This window comes from Pseudoalteromonas rhizosphaerae (genome assembly GCF_902498845.1).
GTDB classification, from domain to species: Bacteria; Pseudomonadota; Gammaproteobacteria; order Enterobacterales; family Alteromonadaceae; genus Pseudoalteromonas; species Pseudoalteromonas rhizosphaerae.
Map to the genome: position 1 here is coordinate 279,490 of NZ_CABVLM010000006.1, position 24,277 is coordinate 303,766.

Annotated in this window: 20 protein-coding genes; 8 read left to right on the forward strand and 12 right to left on the reverse strand. The window is 39.4% G+C overall.

Annotated features, from left to right (window positions below; genetic code table 11):
• Positions 1–10 precede the first annotated feature (10 nt).
• Together PSR9079_RS11710 and PSR9079_RS11715 are read left to right on the forward strand one after the other, a co-directional pair.
• Positions 11–379 carry a TM2 domain-containing protein gene (locus tag PSR9079_RS11710; protein WP_149981753.1) on the forward strand — a complete coding sequence of 123 codons (369 nt, stop codon included), beginning with the start codon at positions 11–13 and terminating at the stop codon, positions 377–379.
• 53 nt (positions 380–432) lie between these two features.
• Complete coding sequence (locus PSR9079_RS11715; RefSeq protein WP_149981754.1) at positions 433–2,583, forward strand: exonuclease domain-containing protein; 2,151 nt, start codon at positions 433–435, stop codon at positions 2,581–2,583.
• A 100-nt stretch (positions 2,584–2,683) separates the two neighbouring features.
• On the opposite strand, the gene PSR9079_RS11720 is transcribed toward PSR9079_RS11715, so the two are convergent.
• From PSR9079_RS11720 to PSR9079_RS11745, 6 genes are all read right to left on the reverse strand, one after another.
• A complete protein-coding gene (locus tag PSR9079_RS11720) occupies positions 2,684–4,204 on the reverse strand; it encodes a hypothetical protein (protein WP_149981755.1) in 1,521 nt (506 codons plus the stop codon).
• Positions 4,204–5,109, reverse strand: a complete 906-nt coding sequence (locus PSR9079_RS11725; protein WP_149981756.1) for an ABC transporter ATP-binding protein — start codon at positions 5,107–5,109, stop codon at positions 4,204–4,206. The genes PSR9079_RS11720 and PSR9079_RS11725 overlap by 1 nt, the downstream gene beginning before the upstream one ends.
• Positions 5,110–5,331: 222 nt before the next feature.
• Complete coding sequence (locus PSR9079_RS11730; protein ID WP_246175540.1) at positions 5,332–6,507, reverse strand: hypothetical protein; 1,176 nt, start codon at positions 6,505–6,507, stop codon at positions 5,332–5,334.
• Between the two features lie 19 nt (positions 6,508–6,526).
• The gene (locus PSR9079_RS11735; protein ID WP_145240790.1) at positions 6,527–7,939 is read right to left on the reverse strand and encodes an MBOAT family O-acyltransferase; all 1,413 of its coding nucleotides are present in this window, start codon (positions 7,937–7,939) and stop codon (positions 6,527–6,529) included.
• A 223-nt stretch (positions 7,940–8,162) separates the two neighbouring features.
• Complete coding sequence (locus PSR9079_RS11740; RefSeq protein ID WP_149981758.1) at positions 8,163–9,707, reverse strand: M56 family metallopeptidase; 1,545 nt, start codon at positions 9,705–9,707, stop codon at positions 8,163–8,165.
• A 26-nt stretch (positions 9,708–9,733) separates the two neighbouring features.
• Positions 9,734–10,114, reverse strand: a complete 381-nt coding sequence (locus tag PSR9079_RS11745; RefSeq protein WP_145240786.1) for a BlaI/MecI/CopY family transcriptional regulator — start codon at positions 10,112–10,114, stop codon at positions 9,734–9,736.
• A gap of 200 nt (positions 10,115–10,314) precedes the next feature.
• On the opposite strand from PSR9079_RS11745, the gene PSR9079_RS11750 reads away from it, so the two are divergent.
• Positions 10,315–11,094: a DUF2189 domain-containing protein gene (locus PSR9079_RS11750; RefSeq protein WP_149981759.1), complete on the forward strand. Its 780-nt coding sequence runs from the start codon at positions 10,315–10,317 to the stop codon at positions 11,092–11,094.
• A 65-nt stretch (positions 11,095–11,159) separates the two neighbouring features.
• Here the strand turns inward: PSR9079_RS11750 and PSR9079_RS11755 are convergent, their stop codons facing one another.
• The 4 genes from PSR9079_RS11755 to PSR9079_RS11770 form a co-directional block, all read right to left on the reverse strand.
• A complete protein-coding gene (locus tag PSR9079_RS11755) occupies positions 11,160–11,702 on the reverse strand; it encodes a cytochrome b (protein WP_149981760.1) in 543 nt (180 codons plus the stop codon).
• On the reverse strand, positions 11,702–12,778 hold the full coding sequence (locus PSR9079_RS11760; RefSeq protein WP_246175541.1) for a catalase family peroxidase: 1,077 nt from the start codon (positions 12,776–12,778) through the stop codon (positions 11,702–11,704). The genes PSR9079_RS11755 and PSR9079_RS11760 overlap by 1 nt, the downstream gene beginning before the upstream one ends.
• Positions 12,779–13,124: 346 nt before the next feature.
• Positions 13,125–15,143, reverse strand: coding sequence for a TonB-dependent receptor plug domain-containing protein (locus tag PSR9079_RS11765; RefSeq protein ID WP_179959177.1), 2,019 nt, complete (start codon positions 15,141–15,143; stop codon positions 13,125–13,127).
• Between the two features lie 121 nt (positions 15,144–15,264).
• A complete protein-coding gene (locus PSR9079_RS11770; protein WP_149981762.1) occupies positions 15,265–16,239 on the reverse strand; it encodes a hypothetical protein in 975 nt (324 codons plus the stop codon).
• 232 nt (positions 16,240–16,471) lie between these two features.
• Here PSR9079_RS11770 and gss point away from each other — a divergent pair, with 232 nt between their 5' ends.
• Positions 16,472–18,361, forward strand: a complete 1,890-nt coding sequence (gss, locus tag PSR9079_RS11775) for a bifunctional glutathionylspermidine amidase/synthase (RefSeq protein WP_149981791.1) — start codon at positions 16,472–16,474, stop codon at positions 18,359–18,361.
• Between the two features lie 330 nt (positions 18,362–18,691).
• Positions 18,692–18,904: a hypothetical protein gene (locus PSR9079_RS11780; protein WP_149981763.1), complete on the forward strand. Its 213-nt coding sequence runs from the start codon at positions 18,692–18,694 to the stop codon at positions 18,902–18,904.
• 86 nt (positions 18,905–18,990) lie between these two features.
• Here PSR9079_RS11780 and PSR9079_RS11785 read toward each other — a convergent pair whose 3' ends face one another.
• Positions 18,991–19,440: an Lrp/AsnC family transcriptional regulator gene (locus tag PSR9079_RS11785; RefSeq protein WP_149981764.1), complete on the reverse strand. Its 450-nt coding sequence runs from the start codon at positions 19,438–19,440 to the stop codon at positions 18,991–18,993.
• 100 nt (positions 19,441–19,540) lie between these two features.
• Between PSR9079_RS11785 and PSR9079_RS11790 the strand changes: the two genes are divergently transcribed.
• The 3 genes from PSR9079_RS11790 to PSR9079_RS11800 all read left to right on the forward strand — a co-directional run bounded on the left by PSR9079_RS11790 (position 19,541) and on the right by PSR9079_RS11800 (position 22,987).
• Entirely contained in the window at positions 19,541–20,134 is a 594-nt protein-coding gene (locus tag PSR9079_RS11790; protein WP_145240775.1) for a LysE family translocator, read from the forward strand.
• Between the two features lie 221 nt (positions 20,135–20,355).
• Positions 20,356–22,344 (forward strand): oleate hydratase, encoded by a 1,989-nt coding sequence (locus PSR9079_RS11795; protein ID WP_149981765.1) that lies wholly within the window; start codon positions 20,356–20,358, stop codon positions 22,342–22,344.
• Between the two features lie 223 nt (positions 22,345–22,567).
• A complete protein-coding gene (locus PSR9079_RS11800; RefSeq protein ID WP_149981766.1) occupies positions 22,568–22,987 on the forward strand; it encodes a CBS domain-containing protein in 420 nt (139 codons plus the stop codon).
• Between the two features lie 84 nt (positions 22,988–23,071).
• On the opposite strand, the gene corA is transcribed toward PSR9079_RS11800, so the two are convergent.
• Positions 23,072–24,028, reverse strand: a complete 957-nt coding sequence (gene corA, locus PSR9079_RS11805; RefSeq protein ID WP_149981767.1) for a magnesium/cobalt transporter CorA — start codon at positions 24,026–24,028, stop codon at positions 23,072–23,074.
• Between the last annotated feature and the right edge of the window lie 249 nt (positions 24,029–24,277).

The window sequence follows — 24,277 nt, forward strand, 5'->3', positions numbered from 1 at the left end:
TATTAATGCCATGACATCAGAACAACTAAATGCTCAAGAAGAGCAGCTTCGTTCAGAAGTAAATGCATTGTCCCCTGATCAGCGTAAACTTTTTTACCAGCAAGAAAAGCGTCTCGTTAAAGACCCTGATACTTATGCGGTACTGAATTGGTTTTTTGCCGCAGGTTTACACCACTTTTACTTAGGTAGATTTCAACGTGGTGCGGTGAATTTAACGCTGATGCTAATTGGCATACTCACTATTTATAGCTTTGGCGTATTTTTAATCATCGTCGTTTTGTTAATTGAATTACCACAGCTTTTTAAGAGTCAACGCATCGTCCATCAATATAACAATCAAGTTATGGCTGATATTCTAAAACAACTAACCGACTCTTGATTACTTAAAGCAAATGCTAGATACTGTTTTTTTATACAGTTACGGTGTGTGTTATGAAAAAAGAATTACCCGAAAAATATTATTTAGCCCACTTTAAAGAGCTAATAACATTTATCGACACTCAATGCAGACACTTATTAGAGCAAAAACACGTCGATTTCATTAATAAAGTAAACCGACTTACTGAGCAAGGCCAGTGCATGCTGGCACGCATTTATTCTCGTAAACCTTTACTCGTAGCAATCACCACGCTTAATTATAATGAAATAGACAGCCCTGCACTGGCACTCGAAGAGCTAAAAACAGCACAGCTCATTAGTCATCCAAATTACACCGACTATCAACACGTACTCGCACATCTAACTAAACCCGCATTGCTAGCACTACTCGCGCCTTTCGATATCCAACCTAGTATTAAAAAAAGCGTTACTAAAGCGCAATTAGTAGCACAGACTTGCGATTTTTTTGCTACTAAGCCGGAACATTTAACCTGCCTTTATAACCAGTTTGTTATTAATAACCGATTTGCTGTGTATGAATACTTTGAATTTCTATACATAGGCCGCTTAAGCACTGGTGATATTAACCATCAAAATAGCTTTGTACTGCGTGATTTGGGCCTAAGAACCACACGAGAAAACCATACAGTAAGTTTAGCTCGCTTTGATACACGTGAGGAGGCGCAATCTAACTACGCGCTAAATCGTTATCGCATGGCATTTAAAAGCGCGCAAAGTGATGACGAATATCAAGCTTTAGCTATTGAGCTTATTAATCAACCGGCCGAAGGTACATTAGCAGTCAACCTTAAAAACAAGCTCCTTTTACGACTTCACCAACAACTAAAAAAATATAATATTGAGCTGTGTTTTACACTTTTAAATGCCTGTGAAAATAGCGCTGAAGCAACTGAATTACAAATACGCGAGCAATACCGCCAAGGTAATAAAGAGTGGGTAAAAATCCAGCTTGAAACCATCATCGAAGATCCGCTCACTGATGATTTACTGTATTTTGCTGATGACTTTTTAATGCGTAAATTTAACAAGCAAACTCGCTCTCGCTTAAGTGCAATGCTAGCCGATACGCAATGTGTTATTGAAATTGATGAAGTTTATCGAAACGATGTAGAGCAAGGTGTTACAGAACACTACACTCAACAAGGGTTAACTGTTTTTTATACCGAAAATACGCTTTGGCAGAGCCTTTTTGGTTTAGTTTTTTGGCGCGAGCTTTATATAGATACTCCCACCCCACCTTGCAATGAGTTTGATATGTTTCCACAATCATTGAGAACCGACTGCTTTTATCATACCCAACACCAACAAATTGAAGCACTACTAGCAAACTGGCAAACACCGGATGATTTACTAAAACACGTGTGTAAAAGTGCCGCCCGTTATTTTGAACAAGCTAATGGGCTGTTTCGCTGGCATAGCGAGCTATTACGACCATTAGAAGTGCTGATTTTAAATAGCTCATTAGCAGCGCTAAAAAGTCACTTAAAGAATATGACCATGCGCTTTATGCAGCTTAAAGATGGTTACCCTGACTTGATGGTGCTAAATGCTAATAAACTCCATTTTGAAGAAGTAAAAGCCCCAGGTGATAAATTAAGACGTAATCAGTTAACAACGATTGATTGCCTAAAAAGTACTGGATTCAATGTACACATTGCGGCCGTAAAATGGGTTAATGATCCCAATCGTATTTACAGCGTGGTCGATATTGAAACCACCGGTAGTTTAAAGGGCGGCAATCGGATCACCGAAATTGGCATAGTCAAAATGCAACACGGCAAAGTAATTGATACTTGGTCAACACTTATCAACCCGCAAATGCGCATTCCTAAGTTTATAGTGTCTTTAACAGGTATTAATGACGCAATGGTAGCAACTGCACCACGCTTTACTGAAATAGCTGAGACTTTACTTAATAAACTAAAAGGCACTATTTTTGTGGCTCACAATGTAAACTTTGATTACGGCTTTATTCGTAAAGAATGTGAAATGGCGGGTATCCACTTTAAAATGCCAAAATTATGTACTGTGGTTGAATCTCGCAAAGCGTTTGCTGGTTTAAAATCATACTCTTTAGGTAACCTCAGTGCGCATTTTGACTTAAACCTAACAAGCCATCACCGAGCACTCGCTGATGCCAGCGCAACCGCTGAGTTACTTTTTCTTATAAAAAAATTTAACTAAATTAATAATTTAAGCTTTTAGCGCAAATGACCCAAAGCCAGCTTTTGCTAAATAAAAGCAAGGTATTGATTGCAACCCTCCCAGTACCTCGCTATAGAAGTCAACGCGTCTGTCTAATACTTACCGTTAGCATTAATAACCCAACTGCAATACCCAAAAAGTAATAAGGCATTCCTGCATCCCAACTCGCTTGACTGTTCACCCCTAAAAAGTCTAAATATAGTCCACCTTGCAGAGGCCCTATGTACCAAATGACTAGAAACACAACTTCAAACATTCGTTTTGACTGCGTAAATGTACCGCAAAAATAGGCCAACGAAACCATAAACGAAATAGCCACAAACAATTGCACCAGCAACAACCACTCAGCTATGACTACAAACCGCGCAATACTGCCTATACAGGCAAAGGCTAACAATCCCCAACCAGCACTGAAACTAGCCATACTTTGTAATAGCGGTGATTGCTTGCTATAAGCCATAATTTCAATAGTATTTGTTTGCCTCTCTAGCTGCCCTAACGGCGATATAACCAATACACACCACAACAATGACATAGGTAAAAAAAGACTCAGCAACAGGTTCTGATCAACAAAAACTTGGCACACATTCAAAATGACCAATCCGATGAGCCACAGATTTGTTTGCCCTTTAAGCATTAACTTAAACTCTAATCGTAATAAGCGTGTAACAGCGAATGACTTAGTTGCGCCAACAAATATTCTATCGAGTATTCCTGTGACTTTTTCAATTACGCTAACTATTCGCCATTGCTTTTTAATCTCGTTCATTGAGCCATTACTAAAACGATCAAAAAATAAAAATGCTAAGCTTAGAGCTATTGAGCTGACTATCAATAAAGGCAACATTCCTTGGAAGTGCACAGCACTTGGCTCAAACCCATGCCAAACAAATGTTTTTACAGATTCACTAGCTGTTATGCCAACATTGGTACCACCCTGCTCTGTTGGAAAACGCGCAGCAACCTCTATATCTAAACTTTCAAGCACTGCACCAATGCCTGATACTCCTTCAATACTTTGCGTTATCGAGCCAACCCACAAGAAAAAATATACCACATTACCTAACCCCCCTTTGAGCCACGTTATCGACTCAAATAAAATAGCGATTGATGCAATTGCTAATAACAAAGGTAAAACAAACACTAATTGCGGCCAAACGAGTGCCCACACATCAACCTGATAGCTTTCGCCATAATAAAGCTGTATCAATACACTACTGAGCAACATCGCCAATACAATTGAAAGTAAAATCAGTACATTTACCCCCCACTTAGCGAATAGAAAAGCCTGTTTGCTAATCGACGTTGCTGCAATAAGCTCACACGTTTTTGATTGCCTGTCTAACTCAAGTGCATTTTTAACCAAGTAAAAGCAAATAATTGGTAAGAACATAACATTTAGCATAGCTAAACATACACCAATCCACGCGCTGTTATAAATGCCGCGGTAGCCATTAATCACTAGTGTTTGGTACTGCGCATCAGGGGACGGAAAATACAATAACGTTAATACAGACATAGCCAACAAGGTCACCATATAACTTTGTTGTCGTGTACGTTGTTTAAAGTCAGCGACCATACATTGCCAAATCTGTTTCATTAACCGATCCTCGCTGCGCTGCGAGGTGCTGGTTGCTCGCTAGTAAAATACAAGTAAGCATCTTCGAGTGATGCCGCCCGTACCGTGGCTTTAGAATCAGGGCAATGATCCGCAACAAGGTTTAATTCAAGCTTTCCTTCTTTTCGAATGCTGTGGCTAACAATATACTCATGCTGGATCTGTTTCAGATCCGATGGTTCAATCGTTAATGTCCAACATTTTTCAGCCACTTTTTGCTGTAATACATTCGCTGTTACTGATTGAATAAGTGTGCCACCGCGCATAATGGCAATGCGGTCCGCAATCGATTCAACATCTGACACTATATGCGTGGAGAATATAATGCAACGATCCGCCGCAAGCTCAGTCAATAACTGCCTAAAGTTGGCTCGTTCATGCGGATCAAGACCAACCGTCGGCTCGTCAATGATCAATAATTTAGGATCATTTAATAACGCCTGCGCAATTCCAATGCGTTGTTTCATGCCTCCAGAGTAACCTTTTAGCGGCTGATGTGCGGCGTGGGTTAAATTAAGCTTATTCAGCAAATCATCAATAACACTATTGGCATGTGCATTTTCAAGCCCTTTAAGCCCTGCCATATATTGCAAAAATTCAAACCCCGACAGTTGTTCATACACGCCAAAATATTGAGGTAAATAGCCCAGCTCTTTGCGTAACAATTGTGGTGATTTAACAATATCTTGGCCTTGCCATAAAATAACACCTTGTGTTGGCTTAGTAATGGTAGCCAGAATTCTCATCAAACTAGATTTTCCAGCTCCATTAGGGCCTAACAAGGCTAAAATCCCAGGTTCAACTTGCAAAGATAATGTATTAATTGCGCATTTTGCATCTTTGCTTTTATTATATTGATGACGTAATGATTGAATATCTAATAGCATGAGTGTCTATTCCTAATTAAGTTACACTCATTCAGCAAATATTAAGCCATGTAAATAACAATTAATAATCAACAACTTAAGTTTTAAACTTTTTAAATAAACAATATTGAATAACAACTCTTACCAAATAATGGCGAAAAACATCAACGTGATAAGTTAACGTGTAGTCATTTTTCTCACCCGCTGATGCATTTAACTTATTCAGTCTAACCGCAGTAAAAACTAAAACAAACTTTGATACTGCTCTATTAGATAATCTGTGTAAGCAATATCGCCACGATAACGCGATAAATGCGTGGTATCACGGTACATTTGCGGGGTTATTTGCGGTATATTTTGATGGTTTTTCATTTTAATACCAGTGGCTTGCTCTATTTGCGCTATTACTTCTGCTAAACGTTTTTCAGCCTCTGGTGTTGTTTTTATCCACTTACTGTTTTTTGGCAGCATGATCACTTCAACGTTCTCAGATACACGTTGAAAGTTTTTTACAATATTAATAAAATGCGTAACCAATAATGGTTGAAAATGAAGCTGCTCTATATCTGCACTGCGAATACGACTAAGGCGATCGTTTTTCATTTCGTTATCAGTTTGCGTAACGTGGTAATAGTCGTTAAATATAGCTAACGTTTCTGCTGTTCGCTCTTGTGGGATTGTACCGCCCCCTTGCCATTCATAGCTCCATTCTGCGCCCTTATAATTAGGATATTCTTCTACAAATTTTTCACCGAGTAAACGTCCTAAGCGGCGACGCTGCGCAATAGTTTCATCATCATCTTTAAACGTTTGATGCGATTTAGGTGGAAACATCTCTCGACCCAAAAAACTGGTGATCATTTCAGCTGAAATATTGCCGCGCAAATATTTTATATTGAATAATCGTACGCCACGAGTAAGATCATTTTTTGCAATTACCATTAACTCCTGATCATTAGCGAGTAAAGTTAAAAATGAGTCTAAAACTGGGGTCGCTCTGCTCCAGCGCGTTTGCGTGGTTTGAAAAGGATTAAACTCAATCATGGTTAGCTTTATTTTGCGATCTTCTTTGACAAATTCATCCGCAATACGTCGTGATAAAAAATCTTGAAAGTACGGGTTTAGCCCACCAAAGCCAAAGTTAAATGATTTAACTTGCTTACCCCGCTGCGCTAAATCAGCATCAAATTTTCGTGGCGAAAATCCGGCACGCGTCATTGATGAGCCAAAAAACATCACAACATCGTTTGATTCTTTCACTATTTGTGGCAAAGCTGCACGTGACTCAGTAACCCTTGCTATTGCGCCTTGAGTATTTGCTCCCATCCCATGCAAAATAAGATGAATACCGACAAGTGCGAAAGCCATGCATAAGCCAATAACAAGAATCGACTTTCCATATAATTTTTGTGATGTCATTGCTACTCTACCTTGATGATTAGAATTGGAAATAGATAAACTCATTGCTTGGCTCCCCGATAAATAAACATACCCCTTGCCCTAACATCATTAACAGCCAAAATAACCAGGGTTTATTTTCCAGCTTGTCAGCGCCCTTTATTACGTAAAAATCCATAATATGTACAAGTAATACCCACACACTGGTCATTACAAAAATAGTCATTGCGTTGCTTCCAGCTGCTATTGTTGAATTAAATACATGTAAATTAGTAATAATATCTATGGCAGAAGTTAAGTCGTTGGCTGCAAAAAACACCCAACCTATAAGGACTAAATAAAACGTGATGGCCCACTTAATAAAAGTTACAAACAGTGCATTGGATTGATTAAAACGTGCAAATATTTTCAGCCCTGCTAAATAGTGCGTAGCAGTGATAATAGCGCCATGAAATGCGCCCCAAGCAACAAAAGTCCACGCTGCGCCATGCCATAAACCACCCAGTAACATAGTTAAAAACACATTACGGGTGCGGTTATTATTTCTGTTCCCGCCTAATGAAATATATAAATAATCTCGTAACCAAGTCGAGAGTGAAATATGCCAACGACGCCAAAAATCAACCGGAGAAAGTGCGAAGTAAGGCACTCTAAAATTAAGTGGAATACTAAAACCGAGTATCAGCGCAATACCAATTGCCATATCAGTATAACCCGAAAAGTCACCGTATATCTGCCCTGCAAATGCCAATACGCCAGTCCAAAGCTCCAGTGTGCTTATGGGGCCTTTTGCCTCAAAAGCATGTTGTGCAGGGATAGCCAATATATCTGCACCAGTTTTTTTAATCAGCCCCACAGTGATCAGCAAAAAACCATGTTTTACAGCAGTGTACTTAGGCAAGGCGATGGCGTGCATTTGTGGCAAAATATGACTTGCACGAAGAATTGGGCCTGCAACCAGTTGTGGGAAAAACGATAAAGCAGCAACAAATTCAACTAAGCCTTTACGTGGTTTCATATCGCCACGGTAAACATCAATGGTGTAACTTAAACTTTGAAAAGTATAAAAAGAAATACCAACAGGCAGTACCCACCCTAATGTCTCAATGGAGGCATTGTAACCAAGCGTAGATAACAGCTCAGACACAGAATTGAGTACAAAGTCAGCATATTTAAACACCGCTAATAACCCTAAATTAAGCACCACAGATAACGTAACCCATTGCTTTTTACGTTGCTGCGTTGATGCTTTATATATAGCTTGAGCAATAAAGTAATCGGCTACCCCACTGCCCACCAGCAAGGGAATAAAACTATAATTCCACGCGCCATAAAAAACTAAGCTGCCGACTAAAATCAAATACACTTTGGGTTTTTGTTTTAAAAAAACAAAACCGTAAAACAAAATAAAAATGGCAAAAAACCAAAAGAATATGGGGGTATTAAATATCATGTTGCCCCCTTATATTTTGTTCAATAATTGTTCTTTGGTAACGAGTAAACATACTGTTTTCCTTTATTCAGAGCGAGTTTGGTTGACCCACTAAAAGTAGGGGGAAAACCAATCAATAATTAATTGAAGTAATTTAAATAAATTTGACGCAGGCTGACTTGCATTCGCTCATCAGCCAAGTTAGATCAACGCATTCAGGGGGGCGAGTGAAGTAATATGTCATTCATTGGCGTGCTCCATTAGCTATTAGTAACGCTTTAATTGACTCTGTGCGAGCACGATTAAGGGGGGTACGTCGCTGGTAACCATCAGATGCTCCTGTAGTAACCGCTAAGTTTACATCAGCGCCCCGTGATATTAATAATTGGCTCATATCGTAAAAACCAAAATATGCAGCATTTATAAGGGCCGTTTCATCACGCGGTACAATTGCATTTATATCAGCGCCGTTATCAAGTAAAAGCGTAGCCAATTCAATGTTATTATTCATCGCAGCAACTATCAGCGGGTTACCATCACCACTTGATGACTGATTTACATCCGCGCCTAAGTCAATTAATGCCTGAGTCATTATTTTGTTATTTTTTTTCACGGCAATCATTAACGCAGTGCCATCACCAATCACTGGTACATTAATATCAACCCCATCATTTCGCAGCACACGTATCGCATCAATATCATTACGCGTGACCGCATTAATTAATAAAGTGCTCTCGAATTGTGGTAACAGTGAATAATGTCGGGCATCTGCTACGGTATGTTTAATACTAATTTTGGGTGAAAATGCCTGCGTTGCTTGAATCGTTGTAGCAGCGAGCACTGCACACACCAAAGCAATTACAGCGATACTTGGCTTTTTAAATTGCTTATTTTCTAACACTGCACCAATGCGATAATTTAGCTCTTTTTTCTTACTAAAAAGCCCCATTGCCAGCACACTCCTTTGCTGCATTACCATTAATTTTGCACAATCAATCAGTGATTGCGCATATTGTTGAGTATTTTTAATTTCATTTACTGCACGTAAGTCACAGGCTATTTCGCGTTCTACATGAATTTGCTTGTTAAGCATGCGTATCACCGGGCTCCACCAAAATAGAATCGCGATGACTTCTTGAAATAAACCAAACCAGTTATCTTTGCGTTTAATATGCGCGTTTTCATGAAGCACTATCGCCAGTAATTGCTCATGCTTGAGTTGCTCGGTAAGGCTTTTTGGAAGAATAATTTTAGGTTGTTTAAACCCTACAACTAAAGGAGAGGATACTTTAGTTGAAGTATAAACCTGTGTATCAATATGGGCAGATAAATGTGGCGCTTTTTCAATTGTTGAGCTTATCAAATAGCGTGTTTGAATATATGATGACAATACTGTAAATCCTCGCCAAACGCTGCCTGCAAGCCAGATTAATACGGCTATACTTAGCAAAAATGAAAAATTAAATACGATTTCACTAGGCAAGTGCCAGCTGTTATTCGGCTCATTAATAATACCCGTACTAGCAGTGTTCAACACATTAGGATCTTGTTGAGAAGCAATGGTTTGCGCTGTTGTATTGATCTCTGTATTTTCGTTTTCATTCCCGGTTGTGATCAAGGTAAAAGGGATGACTGTTGCGGTAATTAACGTCGTCATCCACAACCAGCTTTTCAACTCAGCCCCCGATGGAACACATTTATTAATCAACGTAAGTCCCAATAAAAGTATAAAACCAATAACAAGGTGATGAAATGCTAACGTTGTTAATAAGGTATATTCAATCATCATTGTCCTGACGTCCTTTTCTAGGTTTGTTAATCTTTACTTTGGTCAACTTTACGCTGTAATGCTTCTAAATCATCAAGATCAATGTCAGTCTCTTGCATTAAATGCTGTGCCAATACCTTAGGTGAGCCACCAAAAAACTTATTCAGCATCGAAGTTAATGCACTTTGCCGCGCTTCTTTTTGAGTAATCTTTGGTGTGTAAATAAACGCTTTTCCTTCTTTTCTAAAGTCGGCGTAGCCTTTTTCAGCAAGGATCTTACATAACGTTTGTACTGTGGTATAAGCGGTTTTTTTTTCCTTTGATAGTTCATCTGTTATATCGCGCACAGACGCCTCACCACTTTCCCAAAGCACTTCCATAATACTTTGCTCACCATCGGTAAGCTGATTTGATTTATTTCTAGCCATCGTATTTAACCTTTTTAAAGTTCTACTAATTAATTAGTTTTAAATACTATAGCGTGCCCAACTCAATCTATCAACTAATTAATTAGTTTTTAATAATTTAGTAATTAGTACTCGTAATCCAGGCTAAAAAGTTCTTTAAAATTTGTAAATAATGGCTACATGTTCTAAACCTTAAGAGTAGCCTTTAGAGGAAGCTCCTTATGCCGTCAACAAACACAATAGATAAACACTCCGAATTTGCGCGCTGTTTAGAGTGCAATAAGGTCAGCACTTTTGCAGCATTTCATTGGCTGGCACTGGCCTTTAAAGATATGGCCAGAGCACCTATTTTAAGCTTGATTTATGGGATTGTTTTCACTCTGATCCCGCTGGCAATTGTCTATTTCGCGGTGTTCACTGACAGCTACTTAGTTGTTTTACCAGCCAGTGTCGCATTTGCTCTGATCGGCCCGGTATTTGCGGTCGGTCTCTATGATGTTGCTTGGGAGCTAGAAAAAGGCCACACACCAACACTTAGCCATTCTCTAAAATCAATGTTCAGAAATCCGGTCGGTGAATGGGGATTTGCAATTTTACTGATGGTAATAATGATTATATGGATGCGTCTGGCAGCGATAGTTCATGCACTTTACCCAAGTTATGCTAATCCTACATTTGAAGAACTCTCCGCTTTTTTAACTTTAGGTACCATTATCGGCGGAATTTTGCTGGTTACTGTATTTGCTATTTCAGCATTTACTCCACAAATTATGATGGAAAGACGGGTCGATATAATGACCGCGGTTATGTCATCAATGAATGCCGTTAAAACCAACTTTTCAGCGATGATTGTTTGGTCTGCATGTATTTTTATACTCGTAGCCCTTGGTTTTGTCACTGGTGCTACTGGTTTTATAGTTATTATGCCACTACTTAGCTATGCCAGCTGGCACGGCTATATTGCCGTAATTAAAACCAAAAAAGCCCGCAGCTATGAATAAACTAAAATGCATAAAGGCCAGTAAAACTGGCCTTTTTCTTGGAATGAATACCTAAGTGAGCTTTATTACAGCTCCTTTTTGCCTGTCAGCATTGCGCTCATAACGCCATCACGTTTGATTAAACCATGATAAAGCGCGGCACTGATGTGCATAAAAATCATTGCTAAAAACAACCAAGCTACAATGCCATGCATTTCTCGGAAAAATGCAAAGTATTTAATATCAGCGTCAAGCAAATTAGGTAACTGAAATAACCCAAAAAACTGCACTACACGCCCGTCCGCATTTTGCATTAACCAGCCAGATAGCGGCATCAGTATCATCGCGCAATAAAGCCCAAAGTGAGTGATATGAGCTGCAAACCGCTGCAACCTAGGTAACTCAGTGGGTAAAGTAGGCGTGCAGCTGCACACTTTATTTATTAATCTCAGTACAACTAAAATGAGCGCTAAAATACCGGTAGATTTATGTAAGGTAACAGCCTCAACCTGCCAAACGGCCAAGCTTTGTACCATTGATAACCCTAAAAATAGCATCGATATTAACATCAGCGCCATCACCCAATGTAATAACCGACTGCCTGCTGAGTAGCCCTTATTTGCTGACATTATTCACCTCCGTTTGTTGCGCTAACTTTAGCACCTAACAATGTTTCTTTTGCACGACGACGATAGGACTGCGCATACGCGGCACCACGCGCACGTAAAATCGGATCGGCTGTCGCACTCATACCCTGCGGTAACACCAACGGATCAAAGTTTGCGTCGCCACAGGCTGCGTTTTCTTGGTTGTGCCAAGAAACGATTGATAATGTGCCAGCATTTATCGTCTGTCTATCTGAGGGCCACGGTATGGTTGGATTATTCTCATCATCATTAGACGCCGCTAAGGTAAAAATCAAATCAAATTTAACAGCGTTTTGATCTAAACGTGATGCCAACTCTTGTTGAAGTGCGTTGGCCGATGACGTATCGAGCATCGCAGCATTACTTGTCGCTTTGTGCGGACGCGCAACCCAGCGCACAGCTTGTTTATCGCCTAGCTCATTATGTAAATAAAACGCATTGATACTATGATAACGTTCAGCGGCAAAACTATTGGCAGGCACATAGTCAGCTTTCCAATCATTAAATGCTTTACTTTCTGGATGTGCTTTAAAGAACGCTGTTATTTTCTCTGGGTCTCGTTGTTTTGTTATAGGATCCGGTGATAATGCCTGCAATTGCTGAAAAAAGGCCTCAGGTGTAGCAACTGCCATTACAGGAGGCGTATTCATAGCAACACGCCATTCATCGACTGTGCCACTGTTTACTGCAAATGCTAGACTGCGCACCGGTGCTTTTAAATCTGGCGCGGTTGGATTATTACCTGCAATTGAGAAACGCCCATAAAATGGCGTACTGCCCTTTTTAAACACCTCTGCGACCGAGTAAGAAGATAGTGCCCCTGTTGATTCAAAATTACCCGTTATACATATACCCTTAGCATGCGCACGACGAAAACCGGCATGTGGTGTGTCACCTTGCTGCAAATCAACAAATTTTTGTGCTGTTACTGCATCACGATTAAATGCGCCTGCAAAATAAAGTGTCGCCGTTGCAAAAACAGCCATCGACCCTAGTAATAAGCTACCTCGATAAAGTATCGCTGGCATACCCAACCTACTGCGTTTAACTTTAGTCATCCTACTCACGACCTCTTGAAATGATTATTGATTATTAGTGCCCACATGCAAAGACCGACGAAAGAGGAAAACTATTTCAACAAATTAAAAAACTTCGCTCTAAAGTTAACTATTACCTCTGTTAGGATTTATTTTTAGACCTAAAGTTGTGCATATTTAGGAGAGATATTGCAATATTCTATATTGGATGAAGTCAATATTTATATCTATTCGCAGGACAAGTGTTGCCCAGGACCATACAAGCAAGTTAGCCTTCAACATGGCTATCAGCAAACATTGAATTTAAAAAGCACCTTGATAACCCGCTTTGCATTAACTGTTTTAAATAACCTAGCAGGTCATCCTATTAAAATGACAATGCCACACTCATTTCATAACTTTGTGGCTCTTTCCTTACGTCATAGTAGCTATCTGGCGCATAGGTAGGGTTATAATGCTGTTTATCAAACATATTTTTTACACCAATAGTCCATTGCCACGCACTTTGCTTACTAGGGCGATAACTCAAGTGAGCATCCAAAGTCCAGTAGCTACCTTTATTATCTCGTTGTGCAATTTCTGGCACTTTTACACTGGTATGATAGCTTAGGCTTTGGTTACGCCGACTAAGGTAATTAATTCCCGCATAAAATGAAAATTGCTCATCCTCCATAAACAGCAGCCAATTTAATGTATCTTTTGCCAATGACGCTTGCTCTGAATTAACTCGGGTATAATTAAATGAAGTACTAATGTGGTTAAAGTGAGACCAATCTGTATAATATTGATTATTCCACTCAACTTCATATCCAGGAACGTGTAATTGCTCACTGCTATTTTCGTAAGGCTTACCATTTACAGACTGAATAAACTCACTCAAATAACTGCTAAACCCGCGCAGAGTAATATTATTATTAGCTGAAAAATGATACACCCACTCACCTTCAAATGTCTCTATTTGTTCAGGATTTAGATTTGGATTTCCTGATATATTATTGTCACTGCGCACTTCATATTGCTGTAAAAAAGTAGGCGCTCGAAAAGCCGTTCCCCATATCAGTTTACCAGACCACTGTTCATTACCTTGATAAGTCACAGCAATCCGCGGAGAAGTTTCTGAGCTGAACTCAGGGTAGTCATCAACCCGCACACCAACCGTCAATCCTAAGCGTTGTTCAAAAAATAGTGATTCTTGTTGAAAGTAAATAGCCCGATTATGGCTTGATGGTGTTAAGTCACCATCTCGAATCACCCTTGATTCATACTCATTAACTTCTACCGCGTTTTGTTTTTTTATCGTCTCATGATATTCACCAACTTGACGTTGTTGAAAGGTCAGCCCAACAATAGCATGGTGATTTGGATTAAACGCGTAACTCCACTGACTGCGCACACCATTTGATGTGGAATCCAAGTCTGAGTCAGAATAAAAATCAATATTGCCCTGCAGATCGGTAATCGTGCGCTCAAAGTAGCGCTTCACCTTGTAGGTATACAATTGATTTTCTATCGATAATTTATCAAAGCTAAGTTTATTTTGAATGTGCGCACTGAGTGTTTGATAGCGTTGAGATTTATATTGATTTGACGAATAATGAGGATACTCTGTCGTGTAATCATCATAATTTATAGCAAATTGCCACTGTTCATTGCGTAAAGACACTCCCAGACTTTTAGCATCAACATTATTATCATGCGTTGATGCAAAACCGTTGCGGTCATATAGTTGAGGATAGCCTTTGCTATCTAAGAGTCGCCCTGACAAAACAAATGTTCCGCCCGCAAACTCTTTCCCCGTATTGATAGTAGCTGATTGACGATCGTAACTGGCAACCCCTGCTGAGATGCGAGTTCGTTCAGGCGCTTTTGCTTTCGTAAAAATAGAAATCAAACCTGAATATGCATCACCACCATATAATGCAGATCCTGGTCCGCGGATAACTTCTATTCGCTCAATATTATTTATTTGTATCTGTTCATCAGGAGACCAGCCTCCAATTAAACCTTCCCGCTGAGGTACGCCATCAATAGTTAACATTACTTTGCTGTTTCGACCTGATGGAATGCCTCGGATCCACACCATGTCTCGGCCATTTCGCCGCGATAGTATTTGTACGCCAGGCAACATTTTCAATATATCTGATAGCGTTCGCGCGCCCATACTTGCAATTTGAGTGGCGTTAACTGAGCTAATAATATTCGGCGCTTGGCTTATCTTTTTTACGGTTTGTGACGGGCTCACAACTTCAATGTTAAGTAAGCTCTCAAGCGGGATCTCAAATAGGTTAGTATCTTGCTCATTACTATATGAAAAACTTGGCAAAGCTGCCAAGCACATAGCTAATGAATTAAGCGGTAAATAACGAGTCAAACGTTTAGGCTTCATATCATACTTAATAAAACTAATAACCATAAAAAGGCTAGCTTAATTACCACTATATTGCCACAAGACAACACCAAGTTTTTACTCTAGCTGATTAATTTTTTTGAAATTAATAGCAAAACAACTATAAGAATAAATGCGCAGGAAGGTACACTTCTTGGCGCAGCAACTCTCGTCCTTGTTTAAGTGCATTGTTATACGAAGGTTTATTATCAGTATGAATGTAACCAAAGAAAAATTCAAAACCTTGCATATGCTGTTGATAATATAAACGCTGCATTGGGGATGCAAAGCCCTGTCCTCTAAATTGCCCAGTAATAAAAATATCACTGATTAGTAAACCGTTAAACCCTAGCTCATCGCTCGACTCAGCCATTATCATACCCAGTGGCTCGCCTCTATAAAACGCCGCGCAGCACAATCCGGCTGCAATAGCTTCGCTGATATCGTCTTTTTCGCTAATTGGGACTATTGTTGCCATTTCAGGATGCTGCATTAAAAACTGAGTATAGTCACGCTCATACCAAGGCCAATCTTTATCAAGTTCAAACGGCTGCAATGCAATATCTGCACAGAGTAATTCATCAACAGTCAGTTTAGGATCTTGTGCTGCTAACAATGAATCAACAGCGCGGCTACCGGCCAAACTTAGCAGTCGTTTGGCTGGTATTGATCCTGGTGCTGGCCATACACAAATATATTTAGGCGTACACCAGCAAAATACCTTACTAATATAGCGGACCAGCTGTGCAAGTAATGGTTCTGATAACGGATGCTCACTAAACACTTCAAACATAGTCTCGTCATCATCATTACGACAAACACTGACTATAAATAAGCTACCATCATCAGCTTCTACAACTTGCGCGTATAGATCATCATCTGGCACGCTGTCACAAATTGCCCGCCTTTGACGAAGCTCGGCAAAATGCTTTGCATTACAATCTTCATTCAGGGCAAGTAAGTCTTCACACTCTTTAGCGATTGCTTTTTCAGTATCTAAACCTATAATTTTATTTAAATTATAAGTTTGTAAAACGCCCTGACCTAAGCGACGTAAACATTTTTCATCAATTTTATATAATGGATAATGACGCATAACTTCCCTTTAATGACTGTTTTTAGTTAATATGGGGACAATAAAGACGTAAATCAACTAAATGATAATTAAGTGATTAATGAGCTCTTTGTAATACGCAATAACGGTTGGTTAGCGCATCTAGCAGTAACATATAAAATGCCTGAAAGATTATATTTATTATCTTGCTATCGGCCTTATTCACTCCTATAGTCTGCAAATTATCACTCCTTAATTTTGAATTACTTTGTCTATTAAATCTCGCGTTCCTGTTAGTCAGTTTGGTGAATTATTAGGTTATGCGCCTGGTAATGTTGCTGTTTATTCGTCTGATTACGATACAGCTGACGAAACAATTTATCCTAACCGTAGCGCCTATCGTAGTTACCTCGATGGTATTTACATGGGCTATAAATGGCAATGTGTTGAATTTGCGCGACGCTGGATGTATCTCAATCATGGCTATATTTTTGATGATGTTGCAATGGCTTACGATATTTTTGAGCTACGCTCAGTGCGTGACATAAACAATCAAACCAGGTTGCCTTTACAAGCATTTCGTAATGGTGCAAAACACCACCCAGTGGTAGGGAGTTTACTCATTTGGGAAGAAGGCGGTGAATTTGAAGAAACTGGCCATGTTGCGGTGGTGGTTGAAGTACATCAGGATAAAATTCGTCTTGCTGAACAAAACGTGGCCCATCAGCTATGGCCGCAAGATCAACAGTGGTGTCGCGAACTCAAAGCGAAAGTCACAAAAGAAGGTGACTACTGGATTGAGTGCTCTTACAGTGACGCCACTATTTTAGGCTGGATGACACAAACTGAGCACAGCGAATTTAGTGAACCGACGCCTGAAATAAGCACTGATCTGTTTGCCATAAAAGCCCAATATGCCACTGATTATGGGCAAGCCACTAAGTCATGGCTTAACATTGCCAATGACGATGAAGCAGCCTACGTAGAGATGATGCATGGGCATAAATTGACTTCAGTTAATGCTGATCAACATCATTATTTTACAATTTCAAAAACCGCTCAACAAACTATTGAACATGCTAGCAATGAATTACATGGCTTGTTTATGCATGCAACAGACTATGTACTGCAGCATCCTGAGCTATTAAAAAAGTTTAATTTACCCGATGCGGTGCTCAATAAGATCCGCCAATCCTGGGATAATCGCTTAAATCAACTGATCACCAGTCGATTTGATTTTGCATTAACTCCCGCAGGCTTGAAAGTCTATGAATACAACTGCGATTCAGCATCGTGCTATATGGAAAGTGGCAAAGTACAAGGTAAATGGGCCAAACACTTTGGTGTTAAAACGGGCATTGATGCCGGCCATGATTTATTTAAAGATTTAGTAAGGGCATGGCGAAAAAGTGAAGTAAACGGCCTTGTCCATATATTGCAAGATGATGAGCCAGAAGAACATTACCATGCATTGTTTATGAAAGAAGCCATTGAAGCCGCTGGTTTTGAGTGCAAAGTAATCATTGGTTTGACTGATTTACACTGGGACGCAGCGGGCAATATTGTTGATGCTGATGGCGAAAAACTCAGTTACGTTTGGAAAACATGGTCATGGGAAACCGCTCTTGATCAAATAAGACTAGAGTGTGAGGCAGATCAATCCCAAAGCGATGATTTTGAGCCGCACTGGCAATCTGGTAAAACCCCACGCTTGGTCGATGTATTACTTCGTAAAAATGTGATGGTTTTTGAGCCGCTATGGACATTAATACCCAGTAATAAAGCAATTTTGCCAGTACTGTGGAGTTTATTTCCAAATCATCCGTTTTTACTCAATACTGCATTTGATTTAAATGATGAACTATTGCAAACAGGCTATGTCGTTAAACCGATTGTTGGTCGATGCGGTGCAAATATTCAACTCGTTGATGAACAACAACACGTAATAGAAAAAACAACGGGTCATTTTGCCTCTCAAGAGCAAATATACCAGCAGTTATTTGCCCTTCCTAAAGTAGCTGATTACTTTGTGCAAATATGTAGTTTTACCGCAGCAGGTAAATACGCTGGTGCTGGCGTACGCGTTGATAAAAGCATGATTATAAACGGCCACAGCGATTGTATGGCACTGCGTATCAGCGATGATAGTTACTATAGTTCTTAACTAAAGAAGAGCCATTCTAACAATAAAATGGCTCTTCTTCACATAAAAAGCTGACTATTGCCTGTGACTTCTATGTGGCTACAAGTTTATCAAAAACTTACCTTAATATGTCCTAATGTTAAATCGAAGCAACATAAATAACGCCAGCATACTTATTAAAATGAAAATCCCTTTATGTGCAAATTCCCTACACCTAAATTTTTTCATAACACATGCTTTTAAAGAACCCTTTACGCAAACAATACACAGTGCTAATATCGGTACACTATTGATTTTAAATTTAATACTCATTTAAAATCAATATATTAAATTACAAATAAGGATGATGATATGAAATTAATTAACACCACTTTATTGCTTGCAACTTTTATATTTACAGCAATAGCATCTAATGCATCTGCCGCTACTGATCCATGGTATGTATATGCAAGTAAAGTAAATGGTTATAGGATGTGTGCTCAAGCCAGCCCTGGATCTGGATGGTATAAAGCAAGCCCAAATGGTTATTCAACTAAAGGCGCATGTAACTACTATGAAAGATAATATTTAATTAATTCGCCTTAATTTTGAGCTTTGCGAGCAAGGCTCTATTAACCTCAACTATTAATAAGATAGATTATCCAACTACTTTACGCCCGCTCATCTTTTGGTGAGTCCATCACTACATGCGAAGTGATCGTTCGTACCTGTGGGATTGATCCTAAAACATCAGCATGGAATGCTTTATAAGACTTAATATCAGCGGTTTCTACTCTAAGTAAATATTCAAATGCTCCTGTGACATTATGGCACTCTTTAACTTCATCAATAAACTCAAGTGCTTGTTCAAAAGCTCGTTGTGATTTCGTAGAGTGCTCATTTAAACCCACCCCCACATACGCGACAAAACCAAGTCCAAACGCTTGATTATTAATAACTGCTCGGTAGCCTTTGATCACACCTGCTTTTTCTAACTCTTGTACACGGCGCAAGCATGCTGATGGGGATAAACCAACCAAATCAGCAAGTTCAGCGTTGGCAATTCGACCACTGCGCTTTAACTCTTGCAATATCCTGTCGTTAATTCGATCTTTTTTCATATTAAGTTGCTAAAGTAAATTTTTAATAGATTAATAAGCGCAAAAATTGCGAGCCATACAAAATATAATTGCACAATAATTATCAACTGAGCAACTATAAATGAATATTGAATTGGTATCAGCATTAGCATTATTTGCACTTGTATCTTCCATCACCCCAGGTCCTAACAACCTGATGTTAATGAACTCAGGCGCTAACTTTGGTTTTAAACGTTCATTGCCACATTTACTCGGCGTAACAATTGGCTTTGTGATCATGCTCGTATTGGTTGGTTTAGGTGTCATGCAATTATTTGACTTTGTGCCATGGAGTTACCAGCTATTAAAAGTGCTTTGCATTGCTTATTTGCTTTATCTTGCTTATAAAATTGCCAGTAATAAAACTCCTATCGGTGCTAAAAATAGCGATACTAGACCTTTTTCTTTTGTACAAGCATCTTTATTTCAATGGGTTAACCCGAAAGCCTGGACTATGGCATTAAGTGCAGTGAGTGTTTATGCCCCATCCAAAGGAATTGGTGCAGTGGTACTTGTAGGTCTTATTTTCGGTATAGTTAATTTACCCTGTGTCTGCTCATGGACGTTAGTCGGACAAAAGCTACAAGTATGGCTAAAAGATCGCAAGCGCCTACGAGCATTCAATATTTTTATGGCTGTATTGTTAGTCGCCTCGGTACTTTTTAGTATGCTGTGAGTAATAAAACAAATAAACGCCTTAACAATGGCAACTTGGTTAAGTTGCCATTGTTAACCTCAATTTCAGATAACAAATCAATTTCCAGCAGCTAACTTATAAACCCCCTCGCGAACTAAAACTTTGATCTACTGCAACATAACTATGCTTGCCTCGTGCAATTATAGAAAGACTTGCAAACAGTACTGACACTTATCTATATTCATGAAGAGGGATGGCTAATGACGAATAAAGCAATAGCGAAGTTTAATATTTCTGCAACCGCAGCAAGTAATTTCCAACATGAAGCTGACGCAACGGCTGATTTTTGGGGCAATAAACCACTTAATACCTTGCCCCCTCATGATTTTATTGCTCCTTATGCACGTCATAAAACGCTGCCTACACCCGGTATAGAAAAACGTAATGCTTGGATCATTGGTGGAGGTATTGGTGGCCTAGCAGCGGCATTTTATCTTATCCGTGATGGCCATATGAGCGCTGAAAATATTACCATTTTGGAAGAAATGGATATTGAAGGCGGTTCAATGGATGGCGCGGGTAACCCTGATGACGGCTATATTATTCGTGGTGGCCGTGAAATGAACTGGAATTACGACACCTTGTGGGATCTGTTTCAAGACGTTCCCGCTGTTGAACTGCCCGAAGGCTATTCTGTGCTTGATGAGTACCGTTTAATTAATGATAACGACGCTAATTACTCACAAGCCCGTTTAATAAATAAATGCGGTGAGATACTCGATGCAAGTGACTTTGGCCTGAATAAAGCCCAGCAATGGGAGCTGATCCGTTTAATGCTCAAGCGCAAAGAAGAGCTTGACGATCTCAGCATTGAAGACTATTTCAGCAAAGGTTTTTTACAAAGCAATTTTTGGTTTTTATTTCGTACTATGTTTGCCTTTAAAAATTGTCATAGCTTGTTAGAAACTAAACTGTATTTGCATCGCTTTCTTGATTCTATTGATGGCTTTGCCGACATGTCTGTTTTACTTTTTCCGAAATATAATCAATACGATACCTTTATTAAACCGCTTGCTAATTTATTACGAGACAAAGGCGTGAATTTTCAATTTGCAAGCCGTGTAAACGATCTGGATATAACATTTACCGGTAATAAAAAAACCGTAACGGGGATCCATGCCACTATAAAAGGTCAAGCACAGCATATTAACGTTGCTCCAGACGATTTAGTTTATGCACTAACGGGTTCAATGACAGAGCATACCGCTTATGGCGACATGCAAAATGTGCCCGAGCTGAACTGTGAAAAACACGATCCCGGCGAAAATAGCGGGTGGAATTTATGGAAAAACCTCGCGAAGAAATCAGCTGTTTTTGGTAAACCCGAAAAATTTTATGGCGATATTGATAAGTCTATGTGGGAGTCAGCCACACTGACTTGCAAGCCATCCCCACTTATAGATAAGCTAAAGACATTATCAGTAAACGATCCTTACTCTGGTCGCACGGTAACTGGCGGCATTATTACTTTTACAGACTCTAACTGGCTATTGAGTGTAACGTGTAACCGCCAACCTCATTTTCCAGATCAACCCGATGATACGTTAGTACTTTGGGTCTATGGTTTATTAATGGACAAACAAGGTAATCGTATCGTTAAAACAATGCCACAATGTAGCGGTGAAGAAATAATTACGGAGCTTTGCTACCATTTGGGCATTGAACAGCAGCTTGATGAAATCATTGCCAATACCAAGATACGTACAGCGCTAATGCCTTATATCACAGCTCAATTTATGACTCGTGCAGCTGGTGACAGACCCACCTCAGTTCCTGAAGGTTGTACAAACTTAGGTTTGATTGGTCAATTTGTTGAAACCCACAACGATATTATATTCACGATGGAAGCCTCTATTCGTACAGCACGTATTGGGGTATATAAGTTACTTAATATCCCTAAACAAGTGCCCGACATTAGCCCAACCCAATATGATATTCGTAACCTAATTAAAGGAGCTAGAGCGCTCAACAGCGGCAAGCCCTTTATTGGCGAGCGGTTATTACACCGCCTGCTTGATAAAACCTACTTTGCTCATATTTTACCGCCATTACCAGAGCCAAGTAGTAAAGAACAAACCCATTTTGAAGCAGAAATGCATGAGCTACTGGGCAAAGGCAGCTCAGCGATGCATAAATTTTCAAGCTGGGTTGGTACACTCAGGGATAATTTTTCGCATAAAGATAAATAATCTGAGCTTCGGATAATAAATCTATCCTCAATGGCTATGGATGGCCAAGCTAAAAACTATTTCTATACAAAATACAAAGCCTTGATCTTGATAAAGTGCAATAAGAAAAAACCAGGCTAGAATAAATAATAATATGAGCTCTGGATAATAAATCTGTCTCCAGTAGCTATTTTAGTAAACCTTTTTAACCAAAGTTCTGGTTAGTAATTTCACGGGAGCCAAAATGAGCCAAACAGTTGCAGATTTAATGACATCAGATCCATATGCCGTAAGTGCAGAAAACACCCTACACGACGCACATAATCTAATGAAGGAAAAAAATATCCGCCATATTCCGGTAATTGATCACAATGGCGAACTAGTGGGTATGTTGACACAAAAAATCATGATTGCCCAAGTGATGAATATTATGGCTAATTACAGCCCTAGCGCACTTGAACGAAAGGAAAAACAAACGAAAATACACACTATTATGGCAACCGATTTTGCCACTGTACTAGCAACCCAACCACTGCAAGATGTTGCTCGGTTTTTTGTTGATAACCGCCATGGTTGCATGCCGGTGATCACTGAAAAAAATAAACTCGTGGGTATACTTACCTCGTCAGACTTTGTACGCCTAGCGGCCGCTTTATTATCTTAATGCAAGGTGATAATAAGACCGCTATCCGTATAAAATGAATATAAACTCGTGTAATCGTGTATGCCAAGTAGTCCTTGGCACACACTACAGCCAGCCTTTGTGTTTAAAAAATAAATAAGGGGCAAAGCCCGATAGCAACATAATGCCAATTGCAAATGGGTAACCCCATTCCCATTGCAGCTCAGGCATTATATTAAAGTTCATCCCATATACACTGGCTACTACGGTAGGTGGTAAAAAAACCACCGAAGCAATAGAGAAGGTTTTGATAATTTGATTTTGTTCAATGTTAATAAAACCTTGTGTTGAATCCATCAAAAAGTTCACCTTATCAAACAAAAAGGTACAGTGAGACATTAGCGTATCTATATCAAGTACAATTTCTCGTAGTGATTCGCGATCCTCATTTTGTACACCTAAACGACGTATTAAAAACGAAATATTGCGCCGCGTATCCATTAAACACAAACGCACTTTTCCATTGGCATCCTCTAAACGCGCGATACGACTGACCGCTTCTTCTAAATCAGAGTCATCTTCTTCTAGTACATATGCACTGAGCTTCTCTAACTGATGATGCATATCCTCGAGCATATCAGCATGGTTTTCGACTTTTTGATCGAATAATGTAACCAATAACTGTTTTGGCGTATCACACATTACTTGACCTTTACGTGCTCTTAAGCGTAACAATCGAAAGTCAGCCAGCTCGTCATCGCGAATGGTCAGCAAACAGTTATCCTGTAGTAAACAGGCCACTGTTACCGTATTAAAACGTCCTTCATTGGGCGACATAAACAATGCGTGCACATGCAAGCCTTCATTGTCGATAAAACATCGCGATGAAGCTTCAATCTCTTGCACATCCCCTGACTCAGGAAAAGTTATATTGAGCGTTTTTGCGAGCGTATTTCGCTCATCTTCCGTTGGGTTGATTGTGTCAATCCAGTGTGCATTTCTGATTGATGCTTCAAGAGAGGTATTGGATGAAGGCTCTAACTCTTTGATTACCCCCTGCTCGATAGAAAAAAATCTCAACATGCACTTCTCCTTTAATAACAAGATGGGTTGAGTATATGTAAGTGATGATTAATCAACAATGATAATACACTTCTGTATCACAGTTATTATTGAGAGTAAGTAATTCGCTAACACGTAACAGCATCTTTTATTTTGCAGATTTTACAAAAAAGTGCATATTTTTCATGGCATTTCAAAGAAATGCTTTCATCACCCAACTTCAAAAAACATATAAATTATTAAATATCAGCAAGTTAAAAAATAATTTTT

Excerpts from the sequence above, each read along its gene's own strand:
- PSR9079_RS11710 (WP_149981753.1), top strand. The coding sequence starts at position 11 with ATGACATCAGAACAACTAAATGCTCAAGAAGAGCAGCTTCGTTCAGAA.
- corA (WP_149981767.1), bottom strand. The coding sequence starts at position 24,028 with ATGTTGAGATTTTTTTCTATCGAGCAGGGGGTAATCAAAGAGTTAGAG.
- PSR9079_RS11725 (WP_149981756.1), bottom strand. The coding sequence starts at position 5,109 with ATGCTATTAGATATTCAATCATTACGTCATCAATATAATAAAAGCAAA.
- PSR9079_RS11735 (WP_145240790.1), bottom strand. The coding sequence starts at position 7,939 with ATGATATTTAATACCCCCATATTCTTTTGGTTTTTTGCCATTTTTATT.
- PSR9079_RS11785 (WP_149981764.1), bottom strand. The coding sequence starts at position 19,440 with ATGAAAAAAGATCGAATTAACGACAGGATATTGCAAGAGTTAAAGCGC.
- PSR9079_RS11750 (WP_149981759.1), top strand. The coding sequence starts at position 10,315 with ATGCCGTCAACAAACACAATAGATAAACACTCCGAATTTGCGCGCTGT.
- PSR9079_RS11745 (WP_145240786.1), bottom strand. The coding sequence starts at position 10,114 with ATGGCTAGAAATAAATCAAATCAGCTTACCGATGGTGAGCAAAGTATT.
- PSR9079_RS11780 (WP_149981763.1), top strand. The coding sequence starts at position 18,692 with ATGAAATTAATTAACACCACTTTATTGCTTGCAACTTTTATATTTACA.
- PSR9079_RS11795 (WP_149981765.1), top strand. The coding sequence starts at position 20,356 with ATGACGAATAAAGCAATAGCGAAGTTTAATATTTCTGCAACCGCAGCA.
- PSR9079_RS11790 (WP_145240775.1), top strand. The coding sequence starts at position 19,541 with ATGAATATTGAATTGGTATCAGCATTAGCATTATTTGCACTTGTATCT.
- PSR9079_RS11760 (WP_246175541.1), bottom strand. The coding sequence starts at position 12,778 with ATGACTAAAGTTAAACGCAGTAGGTTGGGTATGCCAGCGATACTTTAT.
- PSR9079_RS11740 (WP_149981758.1), bottom strand. The coding sequence starts at position 9,707 with ATGATGATTGAATATACCTTATTAACAACGTTAGCATTTCATCACCTT.
- PSR9079_RS11755 (WP_149981760.1), bottom strand. The coding sequence starts at position 11,702 with ATGTCAGCAAATAAGGGCTACTCAGCAGGCAGTCGGTTATTACATTGG.
- PSR9079_RS11800 (WP_149981766.1), top strand. The coding sequence starts at position 22,568 with ATGAGCCAAACAGTTGCAGATTTAATGACATCAGATCCATATGCCGTA.
- PSR9079_RS11765 (WP_179959177.1), bottom strand. The coding sequence starts at position 15,143 with ATGAAGCCTAAACGTTTGACTCGTTATTTACCGCTTAATTCATTAGCT.
- PSR9079_RS11720 (WP_149981755.1), bottom strand. The coding sequence starts at position 4,204 with ATGAAACAGATTTGGCAATGTATGGTCGCTGACTTTAAACAACGTACA.
- PSR9079_RS11770 (WP_149981762.1), bottom strand. The coding sequence starts at position 16,239 with ATGCGTCATTATCCATTATATAAAATTGATGAAAAATGTTTACGTCGC.
- PSR9079_RS11715 (WP_149981754.1), top strand. The coding sequence starts at position 433 with ATGAAAAAAGAATTACCCGAAAAATATTATTTAGCCCACTTTAAAGAG.
- PSR9079_RS11730 (WP_246175540.1), bottom strand. The coding sequence starts at position 6,507 with ATGACATCACAAAAATTATATGGAAAGTCGATTCTTGTTATTGGCTTA.